This is a genomic window from Agromyces sp. P2_B3 (assembly GCF_056404815.1).
Window position 1 is genome coordinate 306,120 of record NZ_JBFUDH010000001.1, and the last position, 25,593, is coordinate 331,712.

A 25,593-nucleotide genomic window follows, 5' to 3' on the forward strand; every position below is an offset into this window, starting at 1 on the left:
CGTTGGAGGAGCGCCGATGAGCGAGGTTCGCATCGCAACCGCGCCACCAGCCACGCTCAGAGAAGTTGGGGCGACAATCGACCGGCTCCGGACGATCGTCCAAGACTCACATCTCAACTTCCTCGTCGGCGCAGGAACACCCAGCGCGTTCTTCGAGCGCTTGGGCAACATTGAGGTTGCCCTCACGGAGGTCAGCCAGTCGACGGCAGCGGAGGGCGAGAAGCAACTAGCTCGAGCGTCGATACAGGGCTACTTCTTCAGGCATGTGTTGTTGCCGAACTTGGAGCTCGTAGAACGGGCCGACAAGGCGACCCCCGTCCTGAAGTCCTACGCGACGTTCCTTCGGACACTCAATCGGATCCTCCTCGGGCGGCGTAGTTCCCTGCTCGGAAAGCACGTGAACATCTTCACGACCAACGTTGACCTGGCGTTCGAGGTCGCGCTCGAGCTCATGGGCATCGATTACACAGACGGCTTCGCGGGCAAGATATGGCCGAAGCTGGACATCGGGGAGTTCGGTACGCTGCGCCTGCGCCAGGGGCTGCGATTCGAGCATCGTTCGGAAATCCCTGTCATCGATCTCTACAAGATCCACGGATCCGCTGGTTGGAAACTCATCCCAGAGGGCGCTGATGACGCGGCGATCTACTACGACCACGGACTTGACCGGCTTCAAGCGGTTGGTGCTGCATTCGCGAAGGCCGAGGCAGAGCTCCTTTTGATTGACAAACCTGAAGATGTCGACTCCACTGCTCTGCTTGCTGCAGCGAAGGGAAAGCAACTGTCGCCGGACGGCCAAGCGTTCGCTGACGCCTACGCCAAGCTGCCGGTCGTCAACCCTGAGAAGTCGAAGTTCGCTACGACAGTCCTCAATCAAACGTACTACGAGCTGATTCGACGATTCGCCAATGAACTCGAGAAGGAAAACAGTGTCCTATTCGTTCACGGCTTCTCGTTCCGCGATGAGCACCTCCGGGATCTCGTGCTCCGGGCAGCGCGGCTGAATCCTACGCTTCAAGTGATCGTCTTCTGCTATTCGCGCGCCGACAAAGGCACGTACGAGCAGCTGATGGTAGACAGCGATATTAAGAACGGCAACATACTCTTCCTGACGCCGGCACAACCGGCCGAAGGGTCAACAGAAGCGTTCCTGACGCTTGATGAGATCGAGCGATCCTATTTCGCGCCGCTGATCGTCGATCAGCCTTCCCAGCCTGATCACGTGATCGAACTCGACGTGCGCGTTGATCCGAGGGCCGGAGCCAATGCTTGACGAGAGCGCGAAACTCCAGCGCGACGATGTATTTCGGATCGGTCGAGTGCTGTCGGTTGACGGCCGACGCGTCCGGATCACGGTTGACAAGCTGAAGAACAGCTCTCACCTGCTCTACAAGGGCGGCCTTGTTCGAAACGTTGCCGTCGCGAGCTACGTGAAGATCACAAAAGGGTTCGTCGAGCTCATCGCGAAGGTGGACGGCGAGCACATCGAGGAAGACATCGGCGCGAGCGGGATATATGCCCGCGCGGCTGATCGGCTTACACGCGTTCTCGACGTGAGCCTCGTGGGCTATCTCGAGCGAGGCAAGTTTGAGCGGGGGGTCCGCGAGATGCCCCTCCTAGACAATGAGTGCTTCATCCTGAGCGAAGAGGAGTTCGGGCGCATTCATGAGTTTGTGGGTGATGCGGATACCGCCATCACCCTTGGGACCCTAGCCATGGAACCCATGCAACAGGTCTCGGTAGGGGTGAATGCGATCTTTGCGAGTCACGTGGGCATCTTCGGTAACACGGGTAGCGGCAAGTCCTACACCCTCGCGAAGCTGTACCACGAGCTGTTCGAGAAGTACGGAGACCAGCCGAGCTTTCGCGAGACGTCCCAGTTTGTCCTCATCGACTTCAACGGGGAGTACGTCGATTCCCCCCTGGCAGCAGGTAACGGTCTGTCGACGTCGGTCATCACTTCGAAGAAGAACAAGGTCGAGTACGTCCTGTCGACGCGGACTGATTCTGGGGCGCGGCTGCCGCTCCCGATCTCGGCCGTCGAAGATCCTGGCTTCTGGACAGTCCTCCTCGATGCCACCGAGAAGACCCAGGCGCCGTTCATCGCCCGGGTGCTTGCAAGCGATTGGTGGGAGCGGCGGCTCGAGAATCCGGAAGACCTCCTCGATGTAATTGGCGAGATGGTCCTTCGCGCCACGCGCAGCAACGATGTTTCGATCGATCGCCAGACCGTCCTCAATCTCCTCGGTGAGATCCAGACTTGCTTAGGTAGCGCAGCTCCAACCGAGCTGGCCGAACTCATCGACAGTTTTCAGCGCGAACTGCATTACAACGCGACGTTGCGGAAGTTCTATTGGGGACAGTGGGGCCGAAGCCCATTGGATGCCGACAACGACCTTTGGCCGACCGTTACGAAAGATCGGATTAAAGCTCTCCCTATCGATTTCTCTTCGATCGAGCAGGGCATCGACCTAATCCGCTTCAAGATCGTCTTGCAGTACTACAGCGACATCATCAGCGGGTTCTCGAATCGTGAGCACCTGGGTCCGCTCATCAAGCGGATGGAGACTCGCATCCCCGACATAAAAAGGGTGGTCGAGGCGCGAAACGATCCGACTGACCTGCCCCCCCTGATCGTCGTATCCCTTCGCGATGTCAACCTCGCTATGCGCAAGGTCATTCCGATGCTGCTCTGCAAGCACCTCTATGACCGAAAGAAGGAGATTGATCCGAGCAATCAGCGATACCTGAATCTCATCATCGATGAGGCTCACAACATCCTGTCCCTCGAGTCAACTCGCGAGAGCGAGGCGTGGCGTGATTACCGACTCGAGACGTTCGAAGAGATCATCAAGGAGGGTCGAAAGTTCGGGGTGTTCTTGACGATCGCGAGTCAGCGCCCGCACGACATCTCACCGACGATCATCTCCCAGCTACACAATTACTTCCTGCACCGCCTGGTGAACAATCTCGACGTCCTCGCCGTCGAGAAGGCGGTGGCGTACTTGGACAAAGTCGCATTCGAGTCGTTGCCCATCCTGCCCACGGGCGCGGCGATTCTCGCCGGGGTCTCCGCCCAAGTCCCGGTAATCCTCAAGGTCTCAGCGTTGCCAACTGAGATGGTCCCAAACAGTCGCACGATGTCTGTATCGAAACTCTGGAACCAACCCCTCACCGATGGGGCTGGGAGGCCTTTGGATGCCGCAGCGCTACCGGTCGCGCAGGTAGAAGGCTACGAGCGTGTCCCTGTGGATGACCACTGACCGGCTAACTAGCAGCTGACTGGTCTAAGCAGCTCTTGGGGGCGAGACAGAACCCTGCGATTACACGCCACTCAGTGCATGGGGCCCCGGTATGTTCACCTGCCATGCCCGACATCGATGGGGTTCGCGTCTGACTGCGTCGGACTCAGCGAACTGGGCTGCGGACCTATGGCTACATCGTTGATTGTCATCGGTCAGGTCGGGCGGCTAGCTAGCATCTCGCGGCAAGACTACGGACAACGTGGATGAGTCGGCCGCTCTCGAGACGACCGCGGCGCGCCGTCGGGAGGGCCGACCGCGATCGAGTGCCGTGGACGGACGCCGACCTCGAGTGGGCCAGCCGCGCGACGGCGGCGGTCGTCGGGGAGCGGGCGAGCGCCGAGGAGTTCTTCGGGCGGCGCGCGCAGCTCGTGTTCGGGCGGATCGGCACGCGGCAGCCGGCCGTGACGCGCACGGTTCGCGGCATCCGGTGGCGACCGTGGGTGGGCGTCGTGACCGTGTTCGCGCTCGTCGCGTAGAACCTGGTCGTCTACGTCTGGCTGCTCGTGCGGCAGCTGGTGCTCCGCGGCGGCGCGACCGGGCCGGTTCGCAACCGCTGACACGCCCCTGGCCACCGTGGGGGAGCCGGACGACGAGCCTGCTCGCAGGCTCAGGCGACGACGGCCGCGGCAGCGAGCAGCAGGCCGGCGGCGCACGCCCAGACGCGGAGGCGGTCGCCGCGCCGCCAGACCTTCTCGCCGATGAGGAGGGCAGCGACGAGCACGGTGGCGACCAGCGGGTGGCCGGCAAGCGTCAGGACCGCCATCGCCGGGCCGCACGCCACCAGGCACACCGCGCCGTTGCGAAGGCCGAAGGTCGCGGCTGACGCGTAGGCGGCCGCTCCACGGAGGCGGATCGGCGAGGTGCGGCAGCAGCGTGCGAGGGCCCGCCGCTTGCTCGCGGTGAGCTCCCACATGGCCGCCGCGAAGATCGCGGCGACGAGCGTGGTGCGGGGCGAGGCGCCGGCCAGGAGATCGAGTGCGCCGATCGCCCAGCCCAGCGCCGCGATGGCCACGCCGAGCACTGTCCAGGTCGCCAGGTAGGCGGTCGCGAACGTCGCGACCATGACCGTGCGGCGGGTCGGGCGGCTCACCTGTGCGACGTACCGCACGGCCGGAAGCACGGTCGGCAGCATCATGGCGGCGACCATGAGCGTCCACATCGTGAGGAACGACAGCAGTCCTGAAGCGCCGACCAAGCCGCCCACGAATGCCGGCGCGGCGCCCGCGCCGGCACCGGGACCGGTGTCTGGGGGAGTCGTGAGCCCCGCGGCATCCGAAACGGCATGCCCGTGACCGCCGATGAACCACACATCCCGACCGGATGCCCCGCCCGACACGAGCGCGATCGTCACCCACGCGACCCACGCCACCGCGGCGACGGCGAGCAGCGCGCGTTCCTCGGGTCGACGGCCCGCCAGCCACGCGGCTCCCGCGCGCGGGATCGCACGCGTCGGAGCATCCGTCGTCGTCATGCCGCTCACTGCCGCATCCCCAACTCCCGCCTTCACCCGGCGAAGATGTCGATGCTGCCGATCGAGAGCTCGGGGTCGGGCGAGCGGTCGGTCGCCTCGCCGCCGAGGCGGAGGGTGATGCGGGCCATCGACGGGTCCCAGGTGCCGTTCGCGATCAGGTCCTCGACGAGCTCGGTGATCTCGAACGTGAACGAGAGGCCGTGTTCGGCGTCGGGCTGGTCGGCCCGCTCGGCGCCGAACGTGGGCAGGGTGCCGACGAAGCGTGCGGCCTCGGGCCGGTCGCCGTCGGGGTCGAGGAAGAGCTCGTAGATCCGGTCGGAATTGCGGTCGACCGAGATGTGCTCGACCCTGAGGAAGTAGCGCGTGGGCGGCTCCGGCGCGCGACGGTCTTCGGGCGCCCGTGGAACGGACGGTGGCGGCGGCGCGTCGAGCGGGAACTCCAGCGTGGGCGACTCGCCGGCCGTGAGGCGCAGTGTGCGATCGAGTGCGCCGATCCGCTGCATCCGGCGCGGTTGCGGCTCGGGAAGCGGCTCCCGCCGCCGCTCCGGCCCGCGCGGCGCACGGCCTCCACCGCCACCGCCATCGCCGCCGCCGCCGCCGCCAGGAGGCGCCGGAGGGAACACGCCGTTGAGCGCATCCACCCATTCGGGCTGCATGACGCCGAGCACGAACACGGGCGCGGGCTTCGAGAGGTCGTCGTAGGCGTACCCGAGCGGCGGGGTGTCGACGACGTCCGACGGATGCCACGGCTCGACGGTGCCGTCGGGCTCGAGGAACCGGAACGGCTCGCCGAGGTAGGCGCCCGCCGTCTCGTCGCGACCGAGCCCCTGCGTCACGCGCCAGAGCTCCCACAGGCGATCGATGTTCGCGTGGTGCAGCCAGAAGATCGGGTCGCGACCGGCGACGGCGGGATCGAGCATCTGCCCGCCGACGGCGTTGTGCACTGAGTTGTGCGGCGATCGCTCCAGTTGGCCGGTCCCGCCCGCGGCCACGTGGGTCGGCGGAGTCTGCTCGCCGCCGAAGGTCACGTTGGCCTGGGCGTCGAACAGGCCACTGAACTGGAGGTTGCGGTCGAGCCATCCGGCCGTGTCGAGCGATGTCGGAGGGATCAGCGTGTCGACGAGCGTGCGAAGCGGGTCGTGCAGGTGGTTCAGCGCGCCGTCGGGCCGCAACCGCGAGCGGAACGGATGCGGCAGGAACGCCGTCGCCGGCCGGTGATAGTTCCAGTACGGCAGGGCCCAGGTCGCCTTGGTGTCGTCGTCGACCTCGTCGAGCTCGGCGATGACGTCGATGAGGATGCGCTCGAAGTGCGCGAGGTAGATGCGATGCCATGGCAGGAAGTACCAGGTTCCGTGCTGACACTTCGCGAGCAGCGGATCGTTGGTGGCGAACGGCGTGCCGTGCAGGGCGGCCTGGTAGTCCCACCGCTCCGGCGGCGTGCGGGCGGGGTCGCGCAGGGCACCGACCGCCCGTTCATACGCGTCGACGAACGGATGCCACGGGCCATCCGCCGGCTGCAGGGCCCAGATGTCCTCACGGATGCGCGGGGTCGGCGCGGGCGTCGGCGCTTCGGCGGCGGCCGCGATCTCGTCGAGCCGTTGCACCGTGAGCGGCCCCACGTCGGGGATCGGGTTGGCCACGCCGAGCTCCTCGACCTTGAAGGTCACGACCGCGGCGGCGGTCTCGCTGCCGTAGTCGGAATCGGCGCCGTGCACCGGAAGCACGTCGGGTCGCCAGATGAGCAGCGCGGCCTGCACCTTGCCGACCGCTGGGTCGGTGCGGTGCTGCGTCTGCGAGAGGCGTTCGGGCCCGCCGCCCGCGATCTGCTCGAGCAGGTCGTCGCCGGCGAAGAGTTGCGATGTGAGCACGATGGTCCCCCGTCTCTGCGTCGGGGCGGGGCGCGGCGGGCATCGTCGCGAACGCGCTCCGATCGGGGGCAGACTACCGCCGTGAGGGCCGCGCCGTCCCGGGGTCAGCCCTGATTCCCGGCTTCCTACCGAGCGCGGCATAGAGTGGCGCTCATGCACGAGTCGGCCGCCCTCGACACGACCGCGGCGCGCGCCGTCGAGACGGCCGACCGCGATCAGGTGCTGTGGACCGACGCCGACCGCGAGTGGGCCAGCCGCGCGGCGGCAGCCGTCGTGGGGGAGCGGGCCAGTGCCGAGGAGTTCCTCGGGCGGCGCGCGCAGCTCGTGCTCGAGCGGATCGGCACGCGCCAGCCCGCCGTGACGCGCACGGTGCGCGGCATCCGGTGGCGGCCGTGGGTGGGCGTCGTGACCGTGCTCGTCGCGTTCGTGTTCGGCGTGCTCATCGACCGCATCGGCGGCGGCTCCAGCATCAACCTGCTCGCGCCGCCCGTATTCGCGCTCGTCGCGTGGAACCTCGTCGTGTACGTCTGGCTGCTCGTGCGGCCGCTGGTGCTCCGTGGCCGCGTGGCCGGTCCGCTCCGGTCCCTGCTCATCCGGCTCGCGGCGGTGCGCGGCAGCGGCGACAACAACCGAGCGGATGCCGCGACCGCCGCCCGCCGCACCGTGCTCGCCGCGCTCCCCCGCGAATGGGCACGCGTCGCCGCGCCCCTCTACGGGGCGCGCGCCGCGCGCGTGCTGCACCTCGCCGCGGCGGCCACCGCACTCGGCGTGATCGCCGGCCTGTACACGCGCGGGCTCGCGTTCGAGTACCGCGCGACCTGGGAGAGCACGTTCCTCGGCGCCGAGCAGGTGCACGCGCTCCTGTCCGTGACGCTCGCTCCCGGCTCGTGGCTCACCGGCATCCCGGTGCCCGACGTGGCCGCGATCGAGGCCATCCGGGCGCCCGCGAGCGAGAACGCCGCGATGTGGATGCACCTCATGGCCGGCACGGTCGCCGTCGTGGTGATCATCCCGCGGCTCGTGCTCGCCATCGTGGCCGGCCTGGTCGAACGCCGCCGCGCGAAGAACGTCGCCCTCCCCCTCGACCAGCCGTACTACCGCCGGCTCGTCGCCGGGTGGGTGGGCGAGCCCACGCGAGTGCGCGTCATCCCCTACAGCTACACCCTCACGCCCGAGGCGCGGGCCGGGCTCGAGGCGCTCGTCGCGCGCGCCTACGGCAACGCCGCCGCGACCATCGACGCTCCCGTCGGGTGGGGCGACGACGAGTGGGTAAGTCCGGCGACGGATGCCGCGGGCACGGGTTCCACGGGCGCCGTCGAGATCCGCCTGCCGCTGTTCAGCCTCACCGCCACGCCCGAGAGCACGGCGCACGGTGAATTCCTCGACGCGCTCGGAGCGGGCGGCGGGCGTGCCGCGGCATCCGGAACCACCGTCGTGCTCGTCGACGAGTCCACGTTCGTGGCGCGCTGGGGTGCCGGCGACTCGCGCCGCGAGGAGCGCCGTGCCCTGTGGCGCGAGCTGATCGAGGCGCACGGCGGCGTGCCGGTGTTCGTCGACCTCGCCGACCCCGACCTCGCGGCGGCCGAGGCGCAGCTCGCCGATGCGGCACCCGCTCACGACGGCGACGCGACGACCCCCGACTCGGGGCGGCGGCGATGAGCGAGCACGCGGCATCCGCTGCGCTGAACGCGCCGCAGCCGAGCAGCCGGCCCGGCATCGGCACCATCCCCGGCCTCGACGCGGGCGCCGTTTCGCTCTCGCTCATCTCGCACACCAACGCGGGCAAGACGACGCTCGCGCGCACGCTGCTCGGACGCGACGTCGGCGAGGTGCGCGACGCCCCGCACGTCACCGCCGAGGCGACGCCGTACCCGCTCGTGCAGACGGCCGACGGCGACCTGCTCACGCTGTGGGACACCCCGGGCTTCGGCGACAGCGTGCGACTCGCGCGCCGGCTGCGGCAGGACCGCAACCCCATCGGGTGGTTCCTGTCGCAGGTGTGGGATCGCTACCAGGACCGCGTGCTGTGGCTCAGCCAGCTCGCCGTGCGCAACGTCGCGGAGCAGGCCGACGTGGTGCTCTACCTCGTGAACGCGGCCGAGGCGCCCGCCGACGCCGGCTACCTCGACTCCGAGCTCGAGGTGCTCGAGTACATCGGCAAGCCCGTGCTCGTGCTGCTCAACCAGACGGGTCCGCCGCGAGAGCGTGCCGTTGAAGACGCGGATGCCGCGCGCTGGCGTGCGGCGCTCGCGTCGTCGGGGCACGTGCGCGAAGTGCTCGCGTTCGATGCCTTCGCCCGCTGCTGGGTGCAGGAGTTCACGCTGTTCGGGGCGATCGAGCCACTGGTTCCGGATGCCTCGCGGCCGGCCTTCGCGCGATTGTCGGCTGCCTGGCGCGACCTGCGCATGGACGAGTTCTCCGCGGCGATGGCCGCGCTCGCCGGGCCGATCGCGCGGGCCGCCGTCGAGCGCGTGACCCTGACGCCGCCGTCACCGAAGTCGGAGTCGCTCGCCTCGCGCGTGGGCGGCTCGCTCGGCCTGCCGAGTCCGGGGCGAACGCAGGCCCGAACGGATGCCACCGATCGCATGGCCAAGCGCCTGCAGGCCGACCTGCGGCAGGGCACCGAGCGGCTCATCGCGATCCACCGGCTCGAGGGGCGAGCCGCCGACGAGGTGCTCGAGCGGGTGGCGGGCGACATCCGCGTCGACGCGCCGCTCGACACGACCCGCACGGCCGCCGTCGGCGGCATCGTCTCGGGCGCGCTCACGGGGCTCGGCGCCGACCTCATCGCCGGCGGCCTCACGTTCGGTGCGGGCATGGTCGCCGGCGCGATCCTGGGTGCCCTCGGTGGCGCGGGTGTCGCCCAGGGGGTCAACGTGGTGCGCGGACGCGACGAGTCGAGCCTGCGGTGGGAGGAGGCATTCCTCGACGGACTCGTGACCTCGGCGGTGCTGCGCTACCTCGCCGTCGCGCACTACGGCCGCGGTCGCGGCGCCTGGCGGGAGGGCGAGTATCCGCCGCACTGGCGGCCGATGGTCGTCGAGGCGGTGGTGGCCGAGGGGGATCGGCTCGCCGTGATCTGGTCGCGTCGCGCCCAAGGCGAGGAGACGCTGCAGCGTGAGCTCGAGGAGGTGCTCGGCGACATCGCGCTGGGGCTGCTCGACGACCTCTACCCGGGCGCGCTCGACGACGAGTGATTCGTTCACGGCCACTGACTGAGGCAACGAAGACACCCACCTAACCAGGGGCCTGTCCTGGTGACTGAGGGCACCAGAGTTGATCAGGTCTGCGCGCGCGTTACTGCGATGGATCGTTCAGAACCCAATACAAGGTGTGAGATTCCGGGTAGGGCGGCCGCCGCGATCGCGCTGTGAACGCGTCGACGAGCTCGTGCTTGATGATCAATGGTGCATCTTCCACGGGAACAGCCGCCTGCAGCAACGGTTCGAGTCGCGCCTGAACCTCGCCGATCAGCACATCGAGGTGATCGGACACGGTATCGATGAGCTCCGCGAATTGCTTGAGGAGCGGCAGCGGGAGCGGCTGTGAAAACGTCCATCCCGAGACGAGGCGACTTCCGTCGGCGCGCTGGATCACCATCGGCAGTGTCACGGTCAGCGAGCTCTGCGAGTGCGCGACCACCATATTGCGATACTCCCGGATTCGCTCATCCACTGATCGGAATCGCTCTGGGATCTGCATGTAGTCGCTTAACGGGCTGCGGACATTGGAGGGGAAGAACGCCCGGCAGTAGGACATGACCGCGGAATCCACGAGGAATCCCACCGTCTGGTCGAGATCGTCAGCTTCGATGCGATCCAGCGCAAGCTCGATTGCGAATGCTGCCGGTGACAGGTCGGCGCCGGCGAAGTGGCTGAGCTCGATGAACAGTCGCGAATCATCGCTATCTGGCAGGAGCAACAACTGAACGGCGGACCCCTCGTCGAGGTCGGTAGGGCTCGTGCCAGCAGAACCGACCTTCCTGTCTGCGACTTCCATTCGCCGTTGCTCTGGTCGAGCTGGTGCGACGATCGTCGCTCGGCGGCCCTCGGCATCGGTCGGTGAGGCGGCGCCGAGCACTTGGCAGCGTTCGAATCCATACTCGGACCAGAGTGCGGCCGTCCAAGCCGAGACAGCGGCGTCGATCAAGTCTTCGCGATGCTTGTACGGGACATCGCCAGTCGGTGAAGGCGAGTTGAGGAGTGCAGCTGTGACCGGGTGCGAACGGAGGTCGAGCGATGGGGATGCTGTCGCGAGACGGGACATGCGTCGGAGGAGTTCGTCGCACTCCTCGGCGCGTTGCGCTCGTCGCTCAGCAACGGTGGGAAGCGCCGGATTCAACCGTTTGTACCTCGGACGCGCGACGTCGTAGCCAAACTCCTCCGCTCCGACGAGCGTCGTATACGGATAGCACTCGAAGAACGTGACGCTGTCGGAGGCACTAGGTGCAGTGTCCCCGGCGTACACGTACCCGAGTCGCTCGAAAGCCTTCCTGATCGTCACTCCGCCCTGCCATGCGCGAGAGAGATTGGTCGCATTCGCGCCGACGCCCCAACGCATGTACCGCTGCGCGACCTCCCGCTCGCAGTCGCGCATGCCAGTGTCGTTCAGGACGATGAGCGGCGCGTCGATCGCGATCACGTCGCCGGGCTGCGACCGCTCATGCACCCAATCCACGACGGCATCGATGCCGCGCGCCCAACCCGCGTCGACGACCTGACCGCTCGCCGCGAGCTGGACGAGTCCAGTCTCCTTGGCGGCCTTACGCTCGGTGCCCTCGCCCCATGCGAGGTCGACACCGAAGAACGAGCGGGATCGAGGAGCGCTGGCCTTCATGCGTTCACGGTAGCGGCACCGTTCATCACCGTTCGTCCGTCGGCACGTTTGATTGAGCCGGAAGAAGGTGCAGGGGTCGGATGCCGCGCATCCGCTTGCTCCCAATGCCTATCGGTGCAGGTGTGCCTGCTCGCCGGTGGCGCCGCTGATGTCCCGCTCCGTCGTGTGCAGCAGTCGCTCGGCGAGGTTGCGCAGCGCGCGGGCGACCGCGAGCTCGTCGCCGATCTCGGGCACACGCGGATCGTGCGGATTGCGCTGCGCCGTGCCGACGCCCGTCACCACGTGGCCCGCCGGCGTGCTCAGGGTGAGGTTCGCCAACGTGCTGTCTTCGTCTTCGTCTTCGTCGATCTCGACGGTGATGCTCCACTGCTTCGTCGCAGACATGGAACTCACCACCTTCCGGTCTGGTTCCACGGGTCAGCGTAGTCACCTGTCGCACGCGCGGCGAGGGTCGTCTCGGTAGGTACTGGCCAGCGGCATCCGTGACTTCAGTAGCGTGCCGCCGCGACCTCGGTAGTCGCTGCCGATTCGCGGGAACGCTCGCGAGAGGAGTGTGGTCTCAGGCGAAAACGCCACCACACTCACCCGAAGGGAACGGAACCATGGACCTCGCAAACGGGTACCTGGCCCACACCATGCACGAGCAGAACCTCGCTGCGGCTGACCGCATCAACGCGTACCGCCGCCGGGTTGCGGAGCGTCGTGCGCTCGAGGCGCAGTCGGCGTCGACCGCGTCGACCGAGATCGCGTCGGCCGCACCCGACCGCTCCCGCTGGGACCGCATGGTCGCAGCGTTCACCCCGAGCGGCTCGCACGGGCACCCGGCCACGCTCCCCAGCCGGCCGTGACGGCCGAGCCCACCCAGCCACCGACAACTCACTGACTTCTTCGACCGAAAGGAGGTGCGCGATGTTCGCGACCATGATCCTGCTCGGACTGCTCGCGGCGACGGCGGTCACGTCGTCGCTGGTGCAGTTCCGCCGCGACGGCTACCGCCGCACGCCGGCCATCTAGCCGATGCGCCGATGTCTGCACACGCCGATGCCTGCAACGCCGAACGGATGCGCCCGCCATGGGCGCATCCGTTCTGGCGTCTGGGTGGCGACGGCGGATGCCGCGTGCTCCGGGACTACCGCCGTCGCCGTCGCCCTCGCCTTAGTGCGTGGGCGTGAGCACGACCTTGCCGCGGAGCTCGCCGGCCTCGCCGAGGGCGTGCACGGTCGTGAGCTCCTCGAGCGGGTAGTGCGCGCTCACGTCGACCCGCAGCTCGCCGGCGTCGACGAGCTCGCCGAGGTGCGCCAGCTGGGCGGCGTCGCTGCGCGTGAGGATGCTCACCGTGCGGAGGTCGGTGCCGGGCGGCACCTCGCCGGGCGTGGTCGTCGAAACGAAGACGCCGCCGGGCTTCACGAGCGAGACAAGTGCCGCGGTCTGCTCGGGCGACGTGCGCACGAGGTTCAGCACGACGTCGACCGGCTCGGTCACGGCGTCGATCACTGAGGTCGTCGTGTAGTCGATCACCTGCGACGCGCCGAGTGCGGTCACGGCGTCGCGGCTGCGGGCGCTCGCCGTGGCGATCACGGTCGCGCCGGCCGAGGCGGCGAGCTGCACGGCGAAGCCGCCGACCCCGCCTCCGGCGCCGTTCACGAGCACCCGCTGCCCCGCGCGGACGTCGGCATGCTCGACGATCGCCTGCCAGGCGGTGAGCCCGCTCGAGGCGAGCGCCGCGGCATCCGGAAGGGGAATCGAACGCGGTGCGGGCGCGATCAGCTCGGCGGGCACGATCGCATAGTCAGCGGATGCCCCGGGGCGGGTCATCGGGAGGAACGCGACGATGTCCTGGCCGACGAGCTCGGCCGAGACCCCCTCGCCGACGGCGACGACGGTGCCGCTGACGTCGATGCCCGGCACGTGGGGCAGGTCGACGGGGAACACCTCGGTGAGGTAGCCGGCGCGGATGGAGGCGTCGACCTCGTTGAAGGTCGTGCCCGCGACGCGGACGAGCACCTCGCCGGGGCCCGCCTCGGGGCGGGTCAGGTCAACGGCCTCGAGCACGGTCGGCTGGCCGTAGTGGGTGAACTGGATGGCGCGCATCTGTGGTGTTCCTATCTCATTCGAATTCGAACTAACTGATACTCGTCACAACCGGCGCCGTGCCGGTTCTATTTCCAATTCGAACAAATTTCTGCCGTAGGATTCGGGCATGCCAGACGTCGTCATTCCCCCGGCCCTGCCGCCGGAGTTCGGCGTCTACTTCGCCCTGCTCGAGGTCAGCGCGCTCGTACAGCGCGGCGTCGAGGGTCAGCTGCGGCGCGACGGCGGCCTCAGCTTCGTGCAGTTCCAGATCCTCGCGATCTGCGGCGAGGACCCGTCATCGCCGAAGAGCATGACCGACCTGGCCGACCGGCTCGTGCACAGCAAGAGCGGCCTCACCTACCAGGTCGGGCAGCTCGCGAAGGCCGGGCTCGTGGAGCGGGTGCCGTCGCCGCGCGACGAGCGCGGCGTGAACGTGACGCTCTCGCCGAAGGGCGCCGCGCTGCTCGAACGAGTGCTGCCCGGGCACGTCGAGGTGGCGCGCGAGGTGCTCGTCGACGCGCTCGACGACGCCGACCGCGACGAGCTCACCCGGCTGCTCGGCACGGTCCTGCGCCACATGCGTTCGCGGCCGCGGCGGTCGGCGCGGCGGGCGTCGCCGCCCTCGTGACGTCGGTCGGGGGCGTAGGCCGCGTGCGCGGCTAGTTTTGACGGTCGGGCTTACTCCTCGACGCCGGGGTCTCCGCCGTCGAGGCCGCCGTCGGTGGAGTCGGTGAGCGGCTCGGCGTTGCCGGGCGCCGCAGGCTGGTCGCTGTCGGGCGTGTCGCCACCGGGCTTCGAGTTCTTGGAGCGGTCGAGTGCGGCCTCGTCGAGGTCGGCCTGCTCGGGCGTGCCGCCGTTCGGCGTGGTGGAGTCGGTCATCGGTCGTCCCTCCGTTCCGATGGGCGCGCGCGTCGCGTCCTGGTTCCACTCTCGTGAGCACGCCCGGGCCGCGGCAAGGGCTTGACGGCAGCGCGGCGCCAGCAGGCGCGGTGGGCAGGCTTGCCGAGTCATCCGCTCCGCCATACCCTCAGCCTCAGGAGGACGCATGGCGGATGCAGCGCAGGAGACGGATGCGTCGGAGCGCACCGACGGCGAGTCAGCCGAGGAGAAACGCCAGCGGAAGCGGCGCGCGCGCAGCAGGGACATCACCGAGAAGGTCACGATCGGCATCCTCGTCGGTGCGGTCGGCGGTGCCGTGGCCGGCATCATCCTCGCCATACTCACGCCGTGGGTGGTTGACCAGATCGAGGGACCGACGTGCGACGACACCGAGGACCTGGTCGCGGTCTCCCCGATCTCCGTCGGAGCGACAACGTGGTTGACGGAGGAAGAAGAATCCGGCAACGTCATCGTGCACGAACCGCGTCGCGCGGTCGATCACGACTCGGGCACGTCGTGGGTCGAGGATGCCGAAGATCCCGCCAATCCATACGGACGCGGAGAACAGGTCCGATTCGAATTCGACGAACCCGCCGACCTGCAACTCATCTGCGTCGTCAACGGCTACGCGAAATCATGGGATCTGTACGAGGCCAACGCCCGTGCGCGGCAATGGACGGTCGACACGGAGCAGGGGCAGCACGTCGCCGTGCTCGCCGACAAGACTCCGAACACGTACGCAGGGTTCCAGAAGCTCGAGTTCGAAGCCGGCACCACGGGGCACGTGACGCTCATCATCGAGACCACGCGCGCGGGACTCGGGGACGACGGCTTCCGCGACACGGCACTCAGCGAAGTCGAATTCTGGGCCAACGGCAGCACGACGGCGGCCGCTACCCCGACGACTACACCGCCGACGATGATGCCGATCGAGCCCAGCGGCGGAGGATGAGCCGGCTGCATCCCGAGCTCAGTGTGCTTCGACCTGCTCACGCGAGGCGGCCGCGGCATCCGGCTCCGGCGCCCCCGCGGCATCCGCCAGCTCGCCATGACCAGACCCTGCCGGCAGTTCTGCCGGCCCCACCACGACCCGGTCCTCGAAGAAGAACCGCGAGAGCCGCACGCGCAAGCGCTGCGCGACGGTGACCCGCCCGCGCTCGTCGGGAGCCAGCGTGAGCACCCGCGGGGCATCCGGAACCGCGATGCGCCAGCGCTCGGCCTCGCTGATCGGGCGGTGCACCTCGATGTACTCGCCACCGGGCAGGCGCACGATGCGGCCGGTCTCGTAGCCGTGCAGGAGCAGCTCGCGGTCCTTCTTCTGCAGCGCCAGGCACACGCGGTGGGCGATGAAGAAGCCGAGCACCGGCCCGAGCACCACGAGCACCTGCAGCACGAGGATCACGCCCTCGAACGTCAACGAGAAGTGCGTGGCGATGAGGTCGGCGCTGCCCGAGAGCCAGAGCACGCCGTAGAACACGACTGCGGCGACGCCGATGCCGGTGCGGGTCGGCGCGTTGCGCGGGCGCTCGAGCAGGTGGTGCTCGCGGTGGTCGCCCGTGATCCACTCCTCGACGAACGGGTAGACGGCGACGAGCAGCAGGTACGCGGTCACGACCGCGAGGGGCACGAGGATGGCGAGCGTCCAGGTGCGGTCGAGCCACTCGAACTCCCAGCCCGGGGGCACGAGCCGCAGCGCGCCGTCGAGGAATCCGGTGTACCAGTCGGGCTGGCTGCCCGCGCCGGCGCTGCCCGAGTCGGCGGGGCCGTAGAGCCAGATCGGGTTCACGGTGACCGCCGCCGAGACGAGCACGAGAAGCCCGGTCACGATCGCGAACAGCCCGCCGGCTCGGGCGGCCGCGACGGGCATCGGGTCGCCCACGACGTTGCCCTCGGTGCGCCCGAGGCCCGGGAACTGCGGCGGCTCGTGCTGCCACGCGGCGAGCCCGCGCAGCGCGACGAGCAGGATCAGCAGCGCCGGGAACACCGCCACGTGCAGCGGGTACAGGTGCTCGATGACCTCGCCCGGGAACTCGCCGCCGAAGAGCAGGTACGACAGCCACGTGCCCACGACCGGGATGCCGAGCGCGATGCCCTCGGTGATGCGCAGGCCAGTGCCCGACAACAGGTCGTCGGGCAGCGCGTAGCCGCTCCAGCCGGTGGCCAGGGCGGCCACGAAGATGAGGAACAGCAGCACCCACATGCCCCGCCGCGGCCGCCGGAACGCGCCCGTGAAGAACGTCGTGAGCAGCTGCATGATGATCGCCGCGGGCAGCAGCAGCCCCGCCCAGTGGTGCGCCTGCCTGATGAGCAGCCCGCCCGGCAGGTCGAACGTGATGAACATCGTCGACGCGAACGCCTCCGACACCGTCGCGCCGTGCAGCGGCAGGTACGCGCCCGTGTACGTCGTCTCGTCGCTCGAGGGCGTGTAGAAGAACATCAGCAGCACGCCGGTGACCATCAGCACCACGATGCACGCGAGGGTCACCACGCCGAACAGGTTCGTCCAGTGCCGCGGCACCGTGCGCCGACGAGCCTCGGCTTCGACGTCGCCGACGCGGTGGCCGAAGAAGGTCAGGTTCCGGATGCCGCGGGCGAGCCGGTCGCTCACGGAGGGCCGCGGCATCCGTCGCTCAGTGGTCAGCGGTTCGTCGAGCGTGGGCTCGGCGTGCCGGCGGTCAACGGGCATGGGGAACACCTCCTGAGACGAACGCCTCGCGCGGCTGCTGCACCGAGAGCAGCGACACGATGTCGCGGCCGAGCACGAACGCGGTGAGCCACACGACGAGCACGCGGATCTTGCGCTCCCACGTCGGGATGGCCAGCACGTGGTAGCCGCGGTGCATGAGCCAGGCGAGCCATCCGGTGATGACGAGGTTCTTGTACTGGAAGATGCCGCGGCCGAGCCCGAGCGTCGCGACGACGCCGAGCGAGTCGTGCCGGTAGTCGCGCGGCTTCTCGCCGTGCAGGGTCGCGGCGATGTTCGCGGCGAGGCGCTTGCCCTGCCGCACCGCGTGCTGCGCATTCGGCACGGTGAGGGCTCCGGATGCCGCGACGGCGAGATCGGGCACCGCGGCATTGTCGCCGGCGGCCCACGCGTCGGGCACCGGGTTATCCGCCGTGCCGACCTGCAGGTCTGCCCGCACGATGACGCGGCCGCGCTCGTCGGTGGGAAGGTCGGTGTGCTTCGCGATCACGGGATGCGCGGCGTTGCCGGCCGTCCAGACGATGAGGTTGGCGTCGAACTCCTCGCCGTTCGAGAGCACGACGTGCCCATCGACCGCCGACATGACGCGTGCGCTGAGGTGCACGTGGCCGCCGCGGGCGCGGAGCGAGTCGACGACCCAGCGGCCCGGGGCATCCGTCACCTCGGGGAGGATGCGGTCGTTCGCCTCGACGAGGTGGAACGCGAGCTCCGAGAAGCGGATCTCGGGGTACGACTTGAGCAGCGCCGTCGCGAGCGACAGCAGCTCGCCGAAGCCCTCGACGCCCGAGAAGCCGCCGCCCACGAACGCGAAGGTGAGCAGGCGCCGGCGGTCGGGTCCGGGCTCCATGACCGACGCGCGGTCGAATGCGGTGAGCAGGCGGTCGCGGATGGCGACGGCCTCCTCGACGTGCTTCATGCCGATCGCCACCTCCTCGGCGCCGGGGATGGGCAGCACGCGGGTGACGGCACCGGCGGTGACGACGATGAGGTCGTAGTCGACGGTGAAGTCGGGGCCGTCGGCCGGGCGCACCGTCACGGTCTTGTCGGCGTGGCTGATCATGGTCGCGCCGCCCGCGATGATGCGCGTGCGCTTCAGATGGGACCGCAGCGAGACCGCCGCGTGGCGCGCCTCGATGGATCCGGCGGCGACCTCGGGCAGGAACGGCTGGTACGTCATGTACGGCCGCGGGTCGATGATCACCAGCTCGGCCTCACGCGGCTTGAGGCGCTTCTCGAGCTTCCACGCGGTGTAGAACCCGGCGTACCCGCCGCCGACGATCACGATCCTGCGCATGTCCCCCTCCTTGTGTCTTCATCAGTTAAGACACCGGAGGGGGGTGAGTTGTGACAGGTTCGGGGCTGCTTCTTCGCCGGCCGTCAGCCCTGCTGCACCGCGCTCACGGTGAGGAACTCGGCGGTGCTCTCGCACGCCGGCACGGGCTGGCCGGTCGACACCGTGACGGGCGTGAAGCTGTGCGGCGGATACACGAGCCAGGCGGCGCCCTGCGCCACTGGGCAGTCGGGGAGCGGGCCGCCGTCGGGGTCGATGTTCACGGCGGTGAGCGGTGCGGTAACGGATGCCCCGGGCTCGAGCGTGAGCGTCTGCGGGTCGTCGTCGCCCACCCGGGTCGCGGCTTCGCCGATCTCGACGCCCGACGCGTCGACCACCGAGACGCCGGGTGCTCCGCGGAGCTCGCAGGAGGTGCTCCCCGTGTTCGTGAACACCACGTTGTAGTGGAGGTGGCCCGCGCTCGAGTCGACGGACTGCACGTCGACCTTCAGGGCGGCGTCGGCGCACTGGCCGGCGGGGGCGTTGGGGTCGACGCTGGCAGGGGCTGTGGGCGTGGCCGGTGCGGTGGGCGTGGCGGTCTGGGTGGGCGTCGCGGGGGTCGCCGGCGGAGTGGTCGGCGTGGTGCCGCCGCCGGTGCAGGCGGTGAGGAGCAGGGCGAGCGCGGTGGCGGCGAGTGCGGCGGCGGTGCGGGTGCGTGTGCTGGCGGTGGCGGTTCCGGCGATGCGGGTCACGGGTTCAGGCTATGGCGGTTACCCGGTGCCCGGGAGTGCGGCTCGCCGGGCGGGACGGGCGCTATACCCGGCCATGCCGCGCCGGACGCATGCGCGCAACCCGGTGCGGCGCGGCATCCGTCGCACTACCCTGACTGGCGAACGGGCTGCACCAACCCGGCGAGGAGGTCGAGCATGAGCGACAGCAGGGGACGCGACCAGGACCCGCCCGACGAGCGCGGGTTCGCCGACAATGCGAACGAGCAGGCGCGCCTCAAGGAGGAGCACGCCCGCGAGCTCGGCGTCGACCCGTTCTGGGAGGGCGCGAACATCACCGAGAGCGATGGCCCCGACCTCGAGGGCGGCGACGACCTCGACCTCGGCGGCGGACACCGCACGCCGCGCGACTAGCGGCGTCGGCGGCATCCGTCGCATCTGCGTGACGCCGTCACAACTTCGCGGCCTGCAGGGTCGTAACTCGTGACAGGTCCGGTCGAGTCGTGAGAGAAGAGCGGGAGCACTGGGTTTCAGGCGGCCTCCATCCCCCATCGGAGGTTGCGCCAAGCAGACCACGGCTGGTCCCACCCGCCACCGAGACCTGATCACCACGGATGCCGCATGGGCGGCCCGTGCCGTCGGCGCGGCGGCATCCGCTCAGCGTCTGAGGCATCCGCCTCGCCGTCTGAGGTGGCCGCGCACCGTCTGAGGTACCTGCCGGCCGGCGTGCGCGTGAAACATAGGGCACCCGCCCGATACGGCGACCCCACCTCAGCGAGGAATCTGATCTCAGCGGCCGGAACATGACCGCGAAGGCCCGAAGGGATCGGCACCATGGAACTCGCATACGTCTTCGTCGCACAGACGCTCCAGACCCACGACGAGCTCGCCGCAGCTCGCGTCAACGAGCAGCGTCGGATCGCCGCCGAGCGTCGCGCCGATGAGGGCGAGCGGTCGTTGCAGCGGCACGGCCGGGGCCTGGGGCACCGGTTCGCCGAGTGGCGGCACGGGCGCCAGCACGACCCCATCCAGGGGCTGCCGGTCGCGCACTGACAGGGCGGGTGCTCACGAGTCCGAAGCTGCCCGAAGAGGGGTGGTGCGCGCCCTCGCCGAGCGAGGCCGAAGTCGAGTAGCCTCCGCTCATGGGACGCACGATCGTCGCAGCGCTGCGGCAGGTCATCGATGACTTCGCCGACGCCGGCAGCACTGACCCGGTCGCGGTGTCCGCGAGCACCGAGCTCGGGCTGGCCGTGCTCCCGCTGCTCGCGCTCGTGGGTTCGTTGACGGCTGCGGTCTGCGTCGGGTCGCTGGTCGTCGGATGGCTGCGCAGGCCCGATCGCGGCACGAGCCTTGCGGTCACCGACCCCGAGACGGCGGGGCTGCTTCCGGTCGGGTTCGTCTCGGGCGCCGCCGCGGGGCGGTGGCTGCCGGCGACCGTCATGATGCTGGCGGCGAACGGGATCATCGGCATCGAGGATCGGCGCGGCATCCGGAGCGGTGATGGGGAGGCCGCTGGCGTGGCGGACGCGGCGGGGCAGGCCAAGGACATCCACCTCGTGTACGACGGCGAGTTCCCGTTGTCAGTGTTCCGCACGGATGCCGAGGCGGGCGATCGCTCCGACGGGACCCTGCTCGCCATGCTCGCGCCGGGGCTCTCGGGCGGGTCGCTCATGCTGCGGCCCGGGGCGAGCGTCGATATCGACCGGGTCGTGAAGGACAACGGGCCGCTCCTGACGGTGACCCGCGAGGGATTCCGCGACGCCGCCGACTGGTATCGCGAGCGGCGCCCTGGCGGCCGGCTCCGGGCGGCGACCATCGGCGGCATCGCCGGCCTGGCCTTCGGCCTGCTCGCGCTCAGCTTCGGCGACGATGCCACGAACTCCATCGCCTGGAGCGCCATCCTCATCGGCGGGGTGTCGCTGCTCCTGCGCGTGTTCCTCCCGCGCTTCATCCCGCTGAACGACGCCGGACTGCACCTGCGAGAACGCGCCAACGAGCTCCGCGAGGTCGTCGCGGGCACGGAGGTCACGACGGCCGCGATGGGCCAGAAGCTACTGCCCTGGGCGGTGCTCTTCGACGAGGCATCCGTGCTGCGCCGCTTCGCCGAGGAGTCGGAAGCGTCGGATGACCCGCCCGCCTGGTATCGCTCGACCGCGCCGTTCTCGGCCGAGCGCCTCACCTCGTGCCTCACCATCGTGTCGACGCAGCTGTCGCAGCCCATCGTGGTCGGCGGTGGGGCGCTCCGTCGGAGCGAGGACTCGCGGTTCGGCGTGCCGATGATCGGGGACACCCGGTGGGGATGGGGTGGCGGGTACTTCGCGGGCGACGGCGGAGGGGCGTGGGCGTCCGGCTTCGGAGGCGGCGACGGGGGCGCGTTCGGCGGCGATGGGGGCTTCGACACCGGCGGCGGCGGTGGCTTCGGCGATGGCGGCGGGTTCGGCGGCTTCGACGGCGGCGGTGGGGGAGGAGACGGCGGCGGGGGGAACTGAGTCAGCGGGGGGAGCTGAGTCGGCGGCTGGTGACTGAGCCGGCGCGTCCGATTCGACCGACCGGTTCGATGAGGTCACTCGTCCTCCACAGGCCGCGATTCACCCACCGAATACACAGGCTGACCGGCGCTTTTCAGGCCAGCTCGATGTCAGTGGTGCCCGCGAGAATGGTCCTATGACCGGCATCCCCGACGCGCTCGAGCAGCTCCGCTCGAGGCTCTGCGACGTGCTCCGGTTCGATGAGGCGTCGTGCCTGCCCGACGACGAACTCCTCGCCGTGGTGAGCGCGCTCGAGGCGCTGGGTCGCGTCGTCGATGCGAGTCGAGCGGCGTGCGCGGGCGAGGTCGGCGAGCGCTCGCGCGTCGAGCTCGGCGACCAGCGCCTCTCCACGCGCCGTGGTTGCCGGTCGGCCGCCGAGCTCCTCGAGCGGGTCACGCAGGTGTCGGCATTCGAGGCGCGACGCCGCATCTCGCTCGGGTCGGGCACTCGGGCGCGCGTCGGCTTCTCGGGCGAGCCGATCGAGCCCGAGTTCCCGCAGGTCGCTGCGGCGCTCGCCGCGGGAGAACTCGGGGCGGATGCCGCGGGCACGATCATCCGCGAACTCGACCGAGCGCGTCCCAACGCCGACCCGGTCGAGTTCGCGGCCGCCGAGCAGGCGCTGGTGGGCGAAGCGCTCGGGCGAGGCGACGGCGGCCCGGTCCGCTGCACCTCCGACGAGCTGCAGGTCCAGGCGCAGGCGTGGTCAACGTTCCTCGACCAAGACGGCCGCGAGCCCGACGAGCGGGCGATGCGCCGCCGCGGGCTCCGACTCGGTCGGACGCGTGATGGACTCGTGCCACTCACGGGCGAGCTCATGCCCGAGGTCGCGGCGAGGCTCACACGACTCTTCGATGCGCACCTCTCGCCTCGCGCCGGCCTCAGCTTCCACACCGACGACGAGCGCGCGAGCTTCGCCGAATCGGGCGAGCAGCGCACCGCCGATCAGCAGCGCCACGACGTGCTCGCGGCGGCGCTCGACACCGCCGCCCGGTCGGGCGAGCACCCGACCATCGGAGGTGCCGCGCCGACGGTGCTCGTGAGCGTGCGAGCCGCCGACCTCGTGGCCGACCGCGGCGTCGCGCACGCTGACGGTCTCGACCTTCCGGTCTCGCTTCGGGCGGCGCGGCACATGATCTGCACGGGCGGCACCCAGTCGGTGGTCTTCGACGACGACGGCCGCATCATCCGGCTCGGTTCCCCCGAACGTTGCTTCACGCCGCACCAGCGCCGGGCGATCACCGTGCGCGACGGCGGATGTCTCATTCCCGGGTGCTCCGTGCCAGCCGCCTGGTGCGAGATCCACCACGTCATCCCCGACGCCGACGGCGGCCCCACGCATCCTGACAACGGCGTGCTCCTCTGCTGGTTCCATCACCGCACCATCGACACCTCGGGGTGGGCCATCCGGATGCTGCGGGGCGTGCCGCACATCCGCCCTCCCGCCTGGCTCGACCCGGGCGGGGATTGGCGCCCCGTGACGAAGTCCCCGACGCGGCTCGCCGATCAGCGCGACCGGCGGCGGGAGAAACAGCCTGCGGCGTGATGGGTGAAGGTGTGGCGAACACGCGGGTGGGCGGACGCCACGTGGCATCCGCCCACCCTGGAGGGGCCGCAGTGAGAAGGCGACTCGGCGCTACTTCACGCGCTTCAGCTTCTTCACCGCCTTCTCGACGAGCTTCGTGGCCTCCTTCACGTCGGACTTCGACGCGGTCGACCCCGCCATCACGACCTCGCCGATCGCCACCGCCTCGTCGAGCGTCGCCAGCGAGGCATCCGTGTAGAGGGCACGGTCGATCGATGCCGCAGCGGCGAGCGCCGCCGCCAGGCCGGTCGTGTCGACCGGCACCGCCGCCGACGCCGCCACGAGCCGCACGTCATCGAACACGCCCCACGCACCGGCCGACAGTGCGAACGACGCCGCGATCTCGACGACCCCGTCGGCACCCACGACGACGTTCGGCACCACGGCGGTGTGGAACTCGTTCCACGCCGTGAACGACAGCGGCGCACTCACCGTGCCCGTCGCCGTCGTCGCGGACAGCACGCGCGAGTCGCTCGCGGGCGAACCCGTGCCCTGCGTCGTCGCCTGCAGCGAGTAGGTGCCCGCCGGCACGCCCGTGATGCGCTGCGTGGCCGACGCCGTGTAGGCGGTGCCGTTCCAGAAAGTGACGGCGTAGTCGCCGTCCGACGCGTCACCCGTCTGGGTCCGAGCTGCCGGCCCCGTGAGGGTCCACGCGCCCAGGTCAGGCGACTCGAACGACCCGTTCTGCACGAGGTTCGCCGCGAGTACGGTGACCGACGCCTCCACGGCGAGCCCCGTCGAGGTCGTGCCCGGGATCGTGTACCCGCCCGGCCCCCGGATCCACGACACGGCCTTCGACCATGTGACCGACGGATGCTCCGCGGTGCCGTCGTTGTAGGTGACGGTGATCGTGGCGGGCAACGACACCGGCGCGCCATCCGTCACCGACAGCGCGACCTGCTCGACCGACACGATCTCGCGCGGAGCCACCGCGCCCGTGCGCGCGTACTCGAACGTGCGCAGGGACTCGACGGGCGTGCCGTCCCACGCGACGAGCGCCTGGTTGTCCCACGCCGACCCGCCGTAGTACTCGCCCACGTGCACCGGGTCGTAGTCGGATGCCGCCGACGTCGCCCAGCCCGACCCGTCGCGCTCCCACAGCAGCCGGTTCGCCTCGACTTCCGAGGGCAGACCGACCGGAAGCCAGGCCGGCTCCCAATAGAAGACCCCGATGCCCGCGTCGCCGACCGCCGAGACGGCGGCGATCACGTCGCGCAGTGCGGTGGCCTGGCCCTGCACGCTCGCGGGGTACTGGTCGGTGATGGTGTCGGCGCCGATGACGTTCGGGTAGCCGTCGCCGTCGTCGAGCGTGCGCGCCCACGACGTCTCGGCGACCATGACCTGCTTGCCGTACGTGCTCGCGATCTGCGACAGCACCGCCGTCAGGTTCTCCGTCGTGCCGTGCCAGTACGGGTAGTACGAGCTCGCGAACACGTCGTAGTCCACGCCGAACGACGCGAGCCCCGCGGCGTAGGTCGCGTAGCGTCCCGGCGTCTCGGGGTTCGTGAAGTGCACGGCCACGAGCGCGTCGGGCAGCACCTCGCGCACCGCCGCACTGCCCGCCGACACGAGCGCCGCGAACTGCGCGTCGATCGCCGTGCCCGCACGGGCGTGGCCCGCGATGCCGTTGTTCGTCTCGTTGCCGACCTGCACCATCGACACGTCGACGCCGGCGTCCTCGAACGACTGCAGCGCATCGGCCGTGAAGTCGTGCAGGGCCGTGACGGTCTCAGCATCCGAGAGACCGGCCCACGCCTTCGGCGCGAGTTGGCGCGCCGGGTCCGCCCAGAAGTCCGAGTAGTGGAAGTCCGCGAACACGCTGAGCCCCGCGGCGGTGGCCCGCTCGCCGATCTCGACCGCGCGTGCGACATCCACGTTGCCGCCGCCGTAGCCCCGGCCCGAGGCGTCGAACGGGTCGTTCCACACGCGGATGCGCACCGTGTTCACACCATCGTCGGCGAGCACGTCGAACAGGTCGGCCGGCGCACCGGCCTCGTCGCGGAACACCACGCCGCTCTCCTCGAGCGACAGCACGCTCGAGACATCCACGCCGTTCACGAAGTCGGGCGCGAGTCCGTCGACCTTCTGCACGAAGATGCCCGCATCGACGGGGCCGTCGCCTGGGGCGGTCGGCTCCGTTGCCCCGGTCGATTCGGATGCCACGGCCGCCGACGCGCCCGCGGGCACCGCGACCAGGGTGGCGAGTGCCGCCGCGAGTACGACGACCCCCGCTCGTCTGAACTGTCTCTGCACGATCCGTGCTCCCTCTGGGTTCGGCAGCCTCGAGGGTCGCCGCCCGTGAGGGCGAACGGGTCCGCGACGCTGCGGTGTCGTTCCGTCCGGGTGGAC

The 25,593-nt window shown here is 69.8% G+C and carries 22 protein-coding genes; 12 read left to right on the top strand and 10 right to left on the bottom strand.

Annotated elements, in window-relative coordinates:
* The first annotated feature begins 16 nt into the window (after positions 1-16).
* From AC1DZA_RS01420 to AC1DZA_RS01430, 3 genes are all read left to right on the top strand, one after another.
* A complete protein-coding gene (locus AC1DZA_RS01420; protein WP_476771406.1) occupies positions 17-1,273 on the top strand; it encodes an SIR2 family protein in 1,257 nt (418 codons plus the stop codon).
* A complete protein-coding gene (locus tag AC1DZA_RS01425) occupies positions 1,266-3,263 on the top strand; it encodes an ATP-binding protein (RefSeq protein WP_476771407.1) in 1,998 nt (665 codons plus the stop codon). Before AC1DZA_RS01420 ends, AC1DZA_RS01425 begins: the two co-directional genes overlap by 8 nt.
* Before the next feature lie 305 nt (positions 3,264-3,568).
* Positions 3,569-3,781: a hypothetical protein gene (locus AC1DZA_RS01430; protein ID WP_476771408.1), complete on the top strand. Its 213-nt coding sequence runs from the start codon at positions 3,569-3,571 to the stop codon at positions 3,779-3,781.
* 131 nt (positions 3,782-3,912) lie between these two features.
* On the opposite strand, the gene AC1DZA_RS01435 is transcribed toward AC1DZA_RS01430, so the two are convergent.
* Both AC1DZA_RS01435 and AC1DZA_RS01440 read right to left on the bottom strand, forming a co-directional pair.
* Positions 3,913-4,776, bottom strand: coding sequence for a copper chaperone (locus AC1DZA_RS01435; RefSeq protein ID WP_476771629.1), 864 nt, complete (start codon positions 4,774-4,776; stop codon positions 3,913-3,915).
* A 32-nt stretch (positions 4,777-4,808) separates the two neighbouring features.
* Positions 4,809-6,644: a tyrosinase family protein gene (locus AC1DZA_RS01440; protein WP_476771409.1), complete on the bottom strand. Its 1,836-nt coding sequence runs from the start codon at positions 6,642-6,644 to the stop codon at positions 4,809-4,811.
* Positions 6,645-6,797: 153 nt separating this feature from the next.
* Here AC1DZA_RS01440 and AC1DZA_RS01445 point away from each other — a divergent pair, with 153 nt between their 5' ends.
* Together AC1DZA_RS01445 and AC1DZA_RS01450 are read left to right on the top strand one after the other, a co-directional pair.
* The gene (locus AC1DZA_RS01445) at positions 6,798-8,303 is read left to right on the top strand and encodes a DUF2868 domain-containing protein (protein ID WP_476771410.1); all 1,506 of its coding nucleotides are present in this window, start codon (positions 6,798-6,800) and stop codon (positions 8,301-8,303) included.
* Positions 8,300-9,841: a DUF3482 domain-containing protein gene (locus tag AC1DZA_RS01450; RefSeq protein ID WP_476771411.1), complete on the top strand. Its 1,542-nt coding sequence runs from the start codon at positions 8,300-8,302 to the stop codon at positions 9,839-9,841. The genes AC1DZA_RS01445 and AC1DZA_RS01450 overlap by 4 nt, the downstream gene beginning before the upstream one ends.
* 100 nt (positions 9,842-9,941) lie before the next feature.
* Here AC1DZA_RS01450 and AC1DZA_RS01455 read toward each other — a convergent pair whose 3' ends face one another.
* Together AC1DZA_RS01455 and AC1DZA_RS01460 are read right to left on the bottom strand one after the other, a co-directional pair.
* Entirely contained in the window at positions 9,942-11,480 is a 1,539-nt protein-coding gene (locus AC1DZA_RS01455; RefSeq protein ID WP_476771412.1) for a DUF429 domain-containing protein, read from the bottom strand.
* A 108-nt stretch (positions 11,481-11,588) separates the two neighbouring features.
* On the bottom strand, positions 11,589-11,864 hold the full coding sequence (locus AC1DZA_RS01460; RefSeq protein ID WP_476771413.1) for a dsRBD fold-containing protein: 276 nt from the start codon (positions 11,862-11,864) through the stop codon (positions 11,589-11,591).
* Positions 11,865-12,082: 218 nt separating this feature from the next.
* Here AC1DZA_RS01460 and AC1DZA_RS01465 point away from each other — a divergent pair, with 218 nt between their 5' ends.
* The gene (locus AC1DZA_RS01465; protein WP_476761910.1) at positions 12,083-12,328 is read left to right on the top strand and encodes a hypothetical protein; all 246 of its coding nucleotides are present in this window, start codon (positions 12,083-12,085) and stop codon (positions 12,326-12,328) included.
* Between the two features lie 307 nt (positions 12,329-12,635).
* On the opposite strand, the gene AC1DZA_RS01470 is transcribed toward AC1DZA_RS01465, so the two are convergent.
* Positions 12,636-13,571 carry an NADP-dependent oxidoreductase gene (locus tag AC1DZA_RS01470; RefSeq protein ID WP_476771414.1) on the bottom strand — a complete coding sequence of 312 codons (936 nt, stop codon included), beginning with the start codon at positions 13,569-13,571 and terminating at the stop codon, positions 12,636-12,638.
* A gap of 109 nt (positions 13,572-13,680) precedes the next feature.
* On the opposite strand from AC1DZA_RS01470, the gene AC1DZA_RS01475 reads away from it, so the two are divergent.
* Positions 13,681-14,181 carry a MarR family winged helix-turn-helix transcriptional regulator gene (locus AC1DZA_RS01475; protein ID WP_476771415.1) on the top strand — a complete coding sequence of 167 codons (501 nt, stop codon included), beginning with the start codon at positions 13,681-13,683 and terminating at the stop codon, positions 14,179-14,181.
* A 50-nt stretch (positions 14,182-14,231) separates the two neighbouring features.
* On the opposite strand, the gene AC1DZA_RS01480 is transcribed toward AC1DZA_RS01475, so the two are convergent.
* Complete coding sequence (locus AC1DZA_RS01480; RefSeq protein ID WP_476771416.1) at positions 14,232-14,432, bottom strand: hypothetical protein; 201 nt, start codon at positions 14,430-14,432, stop codon at positions 14,232-14,234.
* Positions 14,433-14,748: 316 nt separating this feature from the next.
* Here AC1DZA_RS01480 and AC1DZA_RS01485 point away from each other — a divergent pair, with 316 nt between their 5' ends.
* Positions 14,749-15,384 carry an NADase-type glycan-binding domain-containing protein gene (locus AC1DZA_RS01485; protein ID WP_476771417.1) on the top strand — a complete coding sequence of 212 codons (636 nt, stop codon included), beginning with the start codon at positions 14,749-14,751 and terminating at the stop codon, positions 15,382-15,384.
* Positions 15,385-15,402: 18 nt separating this feature from the next.
* Here the strand turns inward: AC1DZA_RS01485 and qcrB are convergent, their stop codons facing one another.
* The 3 genes from qcrB to AC1DZA_RS01500 form a co-directional block, all read right to left on the bottom strand.
* On the bottom strand, positions 15,403-17,118 hold the full coding sequence (qcrB, locus tag AC1DZA_RS01490; protein WP_476771418.1) for a cytochrome bc1 complex cytochrome b subunit: 1,716 nt from the start codon (positions 17,116-17,118) through the stop codon (positions 15,403-15,405).
* Positions 17,108-18,430 carry an NAD(P)/FAD-dependent oxidoreductase gene (locus AC1DZA_RS01495; RefSeq protein WP_476771419.1) on the bottom strand — a complete coding sequence of 441 codons (1,323 nt, stop codon included), beginning with the start codon at positions 18,428-18,430 and terminating at the stop codon, positions 17,108-17,110. The genes qcrB and AC1DZA_RS01495 overlap by 11 nt, the downstream gene beginning before the upstream one ends.
* Positions 18,431-18,513: 83 nt before the next feature.
* Positions 18,514-19,158 (bottom strand): DUF4232 domain-containing protein, encoded by a 645-nt coding sequence (locus tag AC1DZA_RS01500; RefSeq protein WP_476771420.1) that lies wholly within the window; start codon positions 19,156-19,158, stop codon positions 18,514-18,516.
* A gap of 174 nt (positions 19,159-19,332) precedes the next feature.
* Between AC1DZA_RS01500 and AC1DZA_RS01505 the strand changes: the two genes are divergently transcribed.
* From AC1DZA_RS01505 to AC1DZA_RS01520, 4 genes are all read left to right on the top strand, one after another.
* The gene (locus AC1DZA_RS01505) at positions 19,333-19,548 is read left to right on the top strand and encodes a hypothetical protein (RefSeq protein WP_476771421.1); all 216 of its coding nucleotides are present in this window, start codon (positions 19,333-19,335) and stop codon (positions 19,546-19,548) included.
* Between the two features lie 420 nt (positions 19,549-19,968).
* Positions 19,969-20,187, top strand: a complete 219-nt coding sequence (locus AC1DZA_RS01510) for a hypothetical protein (protein WP_476771422.1) — start codon at positions 19,969-19,971, stop codon at positions 20,185-20,187.
* An 89-nt stretch (positions 20,188-20,276) separates the two neighbouring features.
* Positions 20,277-21,623, top strand: a complete 1,347-nt coding sequence (locus AC1DZA_RS01515) for a hypothetical protein (protein ID WP_476771423.1) — start codon at positions 20,277-20,279, stop codon at positions 21,621-21,623.
* A gap of 175 nt (positions 21,624-21,798) precedes the next feature.
* Positions 21,799-23,205 (top strand): HNH endonuclease signature motif containing protein, encoded by a 1,407-nt coding sequence (locus AC1DZA_RS01520; RefSeq protein ID WP_476771424.1) that lies wholly within the window; start codon positions 21,799-21,801, stop codon positions 23,203-23,205.
* 90 nt (positions 23,206-23,295) lie between these two features.
* Here AC1DZA_RS01520 and AC1DZA_RS01525 read toward each other — a convergent pair whose 3' ends face one another.
* Complete coding sequence (locus AC1DZA_RS01525) at positions 23,296-25,497, bottom strand: glycosyl hydrolase 53 family protein (protein WP_476771425.1); 2,202 nt, start codon at positions 25,495-25,497, stop codon at positions 23,296-23,298.
* Positions 25,498-25,593 lie beyond the last annotated feature (96 nt).

Coding starts and splice junctions, on each gene's coding strand:
- AC1DZA_RS01460 (WP_476771413.1), bottom strand. CDS start 11,864: ATGTCTGCGACGAAGCAGTGGAGCATCACCGTCGAGATCGACGAAGAC.
- AC1DZA_RS01495 (WP_476771419.1), bottom strand. CDS start 18,430: ATGCGCAGGATCGTGATCGTCGGCGGCGGGTACGCCGGGTTCTACACC.
- AC1DZA_RS01480 (WP_476771416.1), bottom strand. CDS start 14,432: ATGACCGACTCCACCACGCCGAACGGCGGCACGCCCGAGCAGGCCGAC.
- AC1DZA_RS01420 (WP_476771406.1), top strand. CDS start 17: ATGAGCGAGGTTCGCATCGCAACCGCGCCACCAGCCACGCTCAGAGAA.
- AC1DZA_RS01425 (WP_476771407.1), top strand. CDS start 1,266: ATGCTTGACGAGAGCGCGAAACTCCAGCGCGACGATGTATTTCGGATC.
- AC1DZA_RS01455 (WP_476771412.1), bottom strand. CDS start 11,480: ATGAAGGCCAGCGCTCCTCGATCCCGCTCGTTCTTCGGTGTCGACCTC.
- qcrB (WP_476771418.1), bottom strand. CDS start 17,118: ATGCCCGTTGACCGCCGGCACGCCGAGCCCACGCTCGACGAACCGCTG.
- AC1DZA_RS01470 (WP_476771414.1), bottom strand. CDS start 13,571: ATGCGCGCCATCCAGTTCACCCACTACGGCCAGCCGACCGTGCTCGAG.
- AC1DZA_RS01465 (WP_476761910.1), top strand. CDS start 12,083: ATGGACCTCGCAAACGGGTACCTGGCCCACACCATGCACGAGCAGAAC.
- AC1DZA_RS01475 (WP_476771415.1), top strand. CDS start 13,681: ATGCCAGACGTCGTCATTCCCCCGGCCCTGCCGCCGGAGTTCGGCGTC.
- AC1DZA_RS01520 (WP_476771424.1), top strand. CDS start 21,799: ATGACCGGCATCCCCGACGCGCTCGAGCAGCTCCGCTCGAGGCTCTGC.
- AC1DZA_RS01435 (WP_476771629.1), bottom strand. CDS start 4,776: ATGACGACGACGGATGCTCCGACGCGTGCGATCCCGCGCGCGGGAGCC.
- AC1DZA_RS01505 (WP_476771421.1), top strand. CDS start 19,333: ATGAGCGACAGCAGGGGACGCGACCAGGACCCGCCCGACGAGCGCGGG.
- AC1DZA_RS01450 (WP_476771411.1), top strand. CDS start 8,300: ATGAGCGAGCACGCGGCATCCGCTGCGCTGAACGCGCCGCAGCCGAGC.
- AC1DZA_RS01445 (WP_476771410.1), top strand. CDS start 6,798: ATGCACGAGTCGGCCGCCCTCGACACGACCGCGGCGCGCGCCGTCGAG.
- AC1DZA_RS01515 (WP_476771423.1), top strand. CDS start 20,277: ATGGGACGCACGATCGTCGCAGCGCTGCGGCAGGTCATCGATGACTTC.
- AC1DZA_RS01510 (WP_476771422.1), top strand. CDS start 19,969: ATGGAACTCGCATACGTCTTCGTCGCACAGACGCTCCAGACCCACGAC.